Here is a 5332-nt window from a genome sequence, read left to right as displayed (position 1 = left end):
GAATCGGCGCCGCCCGTCACCCCTCCAAAGTGGGGCGCATCGCGGCGGTGGGGTCGAGACTCGGGCCTTCGGGCAGGCGGGCCACCAGTCCGCCGGGAAGCCGGACCGGGGTGGCCGACGAGTAGCCGAGCACCTTCTCCACGTCCGGCGTGGCCAGCGGGTAGCGCCGACCCTGGTCGGTGACCAGGGTCAGCGTGCCCGCCGGGGCCTGCGCGGACGGCATGGCCTCGACCAGGACCGCGGAGCCCGGCGGCACGTAGACCAGGTCGGCCAGCGGGGTGCCGGTCGCCGACCGGCCGGTGGTGGCCATGAGCCGGTTCGCGGGGGGCAGCGCCGGGTTGACGGTCAGCTTCGGCGCGTTCGCGCCGGGGGCGAAGCCCGCGCACACCGTGGCTTCCTGGTCGGCCAGCCGGACGATCGACGGTCGCGTGGCCGGGGCGGCGTCCGCCGTCGCCGCGACCGGGTCGAGTTGCCGTGCGGTGGCCGCCTCCACCGGGGCGAGCCGGATCGCGCGGGGTTCACCGCCGGGGTAGGCGGCGCGCGCCAGTTGCGCGTCGGCCAGTTCGATTTCGTACTGCAGCTCGCTGATCGGGCGCAGTGCGTCGTGTTCGGCCAGGTAGTACTGCTGCCCGCCGCCGGAGGTCTGAACGACCAGCAGCGACCCGGTCCGGAGGTCGGTTCGTCCCGGTACCGCGGTCGACGGCTCCCCGGCCCCGGCGACCGCGACCGGCCCGATCGGGGCGCCTTGCGGGAGCACGTCCAGCCAGGCCTGATCCACCCTGGCCCAGGGTTCCGCGGTCAGCGCGAGCCCGGTGCCGACGGTGCCGTAGTCGTAGATCCGGTGGCGGTGCCCGCGCCAGATCATGTACCGGTCCCCGTTCGACACCAGTTCCACGAGCAGCGCCTGGTCCCCGAGCGCGAGCCCGCCCGCCGGTTCCGCACCGGCCAGCAGCACCGACTCGTCGATCTTGCTCCCGGCCGCGTCGCTGGCCGGCGCCGAGCACAGCGACCAGGATCCGGTCAGCAGGCGGTCCTCGCCGGGCAGCGCGTCCGGCGCGTCGGGAATGCCGATCCGCGGCCCCCGGGGCACCCCCGCCAGCGAATTCGCCGACACGGCTTCGGTGGCTGCGTGACTGCCGAGCACCAGCAACGCCGACGCGTAGTTGGCGACCGGATACAGCCGGCCGTTCTGGTAGACGTACCGGGTGCCGGATTCCTTCTCGACGATCACCGCGGACTGGTTCCGCCAGGAGGTGTTGCCGCCCGGCACGATCATCCCGTACACGCCGACGCACGCCAGCGACACGATCGCCAGCGCGATACTCGCGAACGCCGCGCCTCCGGGACGGCGGAACGGCGGCTGCTCCGGATCGGTCTCCCTGGTGACCAGCGCCGAGATCGCCCGCTGGATCAGGAACTGGTACGCCTGGAGTTGATCACGCTTCGACGCCATGAGCTTCAGCCCCCCAGTCCGCGCACGTAGCCGTACAGCCCGAGCACCCAGCACACCACCGGCACGAGCGCGGCCAGGAGCAGGATCTCCGAGTACTCGCCGAACCGGCCGAAGTAGGGGTTCGCGGCGCGCGTGCTCAACAGGATCCCGGCCACCATCAGGGCCGCCGCCACCGCGAGCAGCGCGGCCACCACGGCCACCAGCGGCACCGTCCCGTCCGTGAAGGGCCCGGCCACCAGACAGGCGGCTCCGAACATTCCCGTCACCAGCAACGGGATCCGCTGGCGTGGCGTCGGATACAGCCTGGCGCGCAACAGAAATCCGGCGGCGAGCACGGCGACCATGGTCACCGAGCTCGCACTGCCGTCGTGGGTCAGCAGCATTTGGCAGTACATCACCACCACGGACGCGCCGCCGAGCATGCCGGTGAGCAATCCGTCCGCCCTGGCCACCGCGGCGTGGACCCGCTCGATGGGCGGCTGCGGATCATCGCGGACCAGGTCGGCCGTCGAACGCGGCAGCACCGGCATCGGTACCTTGCCGAGCCGCAGGGCCAGCGGTGCGAACACGATGGACAGCGCCAGCAGCGCGGCGGCGACCGCGGCCGCGGTCTGGTACGCCGCCAGATCGCTGACCGCCGCGACGAAACCGGCGAGAAGAGCGAACAGGCCGGTGGCGGCCGCCCCGGCGAACAGGGTCTGGGCCGCTGCCACGCCGAGATAGCCCGCCAACGCGGTCAGCAGCAGCGCCACGCCCGCGAGCATCAGATGCCCCGCCGCCAGGCTGCTCAGGGCGTGCGCGCCCGCCAGCAACAGCCCCCCGCCGACGAAGGCGAACGGCAGCGCGGCCCCGGCGAGCACCGCGCCCGCCCCGGCGTCGCCGACCGCGCGGGCCAGTACCACGCCCGCGGCGAGCAGCACTCCGGCGACGACGAGCGCCCACACCGCGGGTGTGGTCCAACCGGGCCCGGCACGCAGCACCGCGACCAGGCCCAGCAGCATCGTCGCGGTCCCGGCCGACAGCCCGGCGAGCCGGGTGTGCCGTGGCGCCCAGGCCGAACCGGTCCGGCCCGCTCCCGTGGCGATGGCGTCCACCACGTCGTCGTATTCCGGCTCCGGCCAGTCGGCCCGCGACGTCACGAGATGCAGGATCTCCCCGTCCCGTACCCGGTGCGCGCCCAGCGTGCGGCCGAGGTCGAACGTGGTCCCGTCCGGCCTGCGCAACTGCCAGCCGCCGCCGGCGACCCCCTCGTCGGCCAGCCCTTCGCCCGCGCGGGCGAGCAGGCCCGGCAGTAACTCCGCGACGCTCGCGTACTCGGGCAGCGCCATGTCGATTCGTCGCGTCGGGGCGGCGATCGTCACTCTGATCAAGCCAGCAGCGTGCATGGCACCAGATTCGACGGCGAATCGCCGCCGCGCGAGGCCGAGGCAGGAACCTGCCGTGCGACATCGGGCGGAGCCCCGGAGGCGTCTTCGACGGCCGTCACGCGTGTCATCAAATCCTCATGTGGGGCGACCGAAACTGGGCGCATGCAGTTTGATGACCACCGGAAGGCGAGCCGATGACGACCTCGACACCCGGCCGCACGCTCCTGGTCTCGCAGCGGCCCGGCGCCTACCCGACGATCGGCGACGCGCTTGGCCAGGCGCAGCAGGGCGCGGTGATCACCATCGACGCCGGCAGCTACCCGGAACTCCTCGAACTGGTCGGCCTGCGGGTGACACTGGCCGCGGCTCCCGGCGCGAACGTGGTCATCGACGGCAGCGGGGGAACCCATCCGGTACTCCAGGTCCGCGGGGGATCGGTCGTGCTGCAAGGGATCGAGCTGCGGGCCGGGCAGGGCGCCGCGATCGTCGCCGAAGACGCCGGCCTGACGGCGCAGCGGTGCAAGGTCACCGGCGGGCGTGGCCCGGCGATCAGCGTCCGTGGTTCGGCGCCGTTCGAGCTGACCGGTTGCACGATCACCGGGGTCGAGCAGGGCATGGCCATCGAGGGCGCTTCCGGGCGGCTGGAGAACACGGTCATCGAGGACGTCACCGGCGACGGGATCATCATCGGCCTCGGGGCCGCCCCGGTAATCCGGGACTGCACGGTGACCGGCTGCACGCTGCGCGGGATCTACGTCTACCAGTACGGACGGCCGGTGATCGAGAACTGTGAGATCTCCCGGACCGGCCTCGAAGGCATCGCCGTGGCCCACCACAGCGAACCCGTGCTCAAGCGGTGCTCGGTGCACGACACGGGCGGCGTGGGCATCGCGTTCGGCCCGGGCTGCCGGGGCACCGTGGAGGCCTGCCGCGTGGACAACACCGCGGAGCCGGGCATCGAGGTGTCCGAAGGGGCCGGCACGACCGTGGTCGACGGCTCCCGGGGCGGTGGGGTCGCACAGGGCGGCGGCGAACTGGACGGGCTACTGGCCGAACTGGACGCCATGGTCGGCCTGCCGAGGGTGAAGGCCGAGGTCCGTGCCCTGGTCGACGAGTTGCAGGTGAACGAATGGCGCCGCAACGCCGGGCTACCGGTGGGGGCCGCCGCTCACCACCTGATCTTCGCCGGAGCGCCGGGCACCGGGAAGACGACCGTGGCGAGGCTTTACGGCAAACTGCTGAAGGCGCTCGGCGTGCTGTCGCGCGGCCAGTTCCGCGAGGTGTCCCGGCGGGACCTGGTGGGCCAGTACATCGGGCACACCGCGGAGAAGACCGCGGTGATCTTCGAGGAGTCCAAGGGCGGCGTGCTGTTCATCGACGAGGCGTACACGCTCTCACGGTCGAGCGGCACCGGCGACTTCGGCCAGGAAGCGATCGACACCCTGGTCAAGCTGATGGAGGACCACCGCGACGAGGTGGCGGTGATCGTGGCGGGCTACACCGACGAGATGGTCGACTTCCTCGCCACCAACCCCGGTCTGGCCTCGCGGTTCGGCAAGACGATCGAGTTCGAGAACTACACGCCGGACGAACTCCTCGCCATCGTCGGCCGGATGGTGTCGGCCGAAGCGTACGAACTCGACCCGGCCGCCGGGGAGGTGTTCGTCGAGTACTTCCGGCGGATCTCGCAGGATGCGAACTTCGGCAACGCACGTGACGCCCGCCGGTTGTTCGAGGCCATGCGCAAATCGCAGTCCCAGCGGTTGCGGCTGCTGGGCCGGGTACCGACCGTCGACGAGTTGCGCGGCCTGCTCATCGAGGACGTGCGAGAGGCCGTCGCGCGCTGACCGCAGCCGCGCGTGGCGTGCCCGCCGTGTTCAGTGTGGCTGTTGTGGAAGTTCACCGAGGGTGTGGAGAGCGACCGTGGAATGGGCGAACGCGCCGCCCGCGCGCATCTCCGCGGCCACCCAGATCGCCTCCATGATTTCCTGGTCGGTGGCGCCCTTGCGGTGGGCGAGCGCGGTGTGCCCGGAAATGCAGTAGGGGCACTGGGTCACGTGCGCCACGGCGACGGCGATGAGTTGTTTGGTCTTTTCCGGCAGTGCGCCCTCGGCGAACACCCGCTTGCCGAACTCGTCGAAGGCGCGGTGGATCTCGGGTGCCAGTTGTCGCCGGCGCTCGCCGATCTCCCGGGTGCCGCGGGGGTAGATGGCATCGGTCATTGCTGGATTCCTTCCCCTGATGGTGGTGTCGTGTGGCGGGAGGATGACGTGGCGACGGTGAGCACCGTGACGCTGTCCTCGACGGCCTCCAGGCTGTGCCGGGCGGGCGGGATGGCCAGGAGGTCTCCGGTGCGGCCCTCCCAGGTGTCCTCGCCCGCGTGCAGGCGTACCCGGCCGCGCAGCACGATCAAGGTGGCCTCGTCGGGGCCGTCGTGTTCGGTCAGCGAGGTTCCGGCGCACAGCGCGACCAGGGTCTGGCGCAGCACGTGTTCGTGCCCGCCGTAGACGGT

At 72.0% G+C, this 5332-nt stretch carries 5 protein-coding genes; 1 reads left to right on the top strand and 4 read right to left on the bottom strand.

Features of this window, described 5'->3' with window-relative positions; translation table 11 throughout:
• Window positions 1-16 precede the first annotated feature (16 nt).
• Both eccB and eccD read right to left on the bottom strand, forming a co-directional pair.
• On the bottom strand, window positions 17-1453 hold the full coding sequence (gene eccB / locus FNH05_RS31270; RefSeq protein WP_144592454.1) for a type VII secretion protein EccB: 1437 nt from the start codon (window positions 1451-1453) through the stop codon (window positions 17-19).
• A 5-nt stretch (window positions 1454-1458) separates the two neighbouring features.
• A complete protein-coding gene (eccD, locus tag FNH05_RS31265) occupies window positions 1459-2814 on the bottom strand; it encodes a type VII secretion integral membrane protein EccD (protein ID WP_246128049.1) in 1356 nt (451 codons plus the stop codon).
• Between the two features lie 200 nt (window positions 2815-3014).
• Between eccD and FNH05_RS31260 the strand changes: the two genes are divergently transcribed.
• A complete protein-coding gene (locus tag FNH05_RS31260) occupies window positions 3015-4667 on the top strand; it encodes a right-handed parallel beta-helix repeat-containing protein (protein WP_144592452.1) in 1653 nt (550 codons plus the stop codon).
• A 30-nt stretch (window positions 4668-4697) separates the two neighbouring features.
• Here FNH05_RS31260 and FNH05_RS31255 read toward each other — a convergent pair whose 3' ends face one another.
• A complete protein-coding gene (locus tag FNH05_RS31255) occupies window positions 4698-5042 on the bottom strand; it encodes a carboxymuconolactone decarboxylase family protein (protein ID WP_144592451.1) in 345 nt (114 codons plus the stop codon).
• A partial coding sequence (locus tag FNH05_RS31250; RefSeq protein WP_144592450.1) for a cupin domain-containing protein occupies window positions 5039-5332 on the bottom strand: 294 nt, incomplete at its 5' end. The genes FNH05_RS31255 and FNH05_RS31250, both read right to left, overlap by 4 nt.

This window comes from Amycolatopsis rhizosphaerae, from assembly GCF_007713715.1.
GTDB lineage: Bacteria > Actinomycetota > Actinomycetes > Mycobacteriales > Pseudonocardiaceae > Amycolatopsis_E > Amycolatopsis_E rhizosphaerae.
Note: the sequence above shows the minus strand (reverse complement) of the source record. Positions and strands in the feature narration are given on the sequence as shown.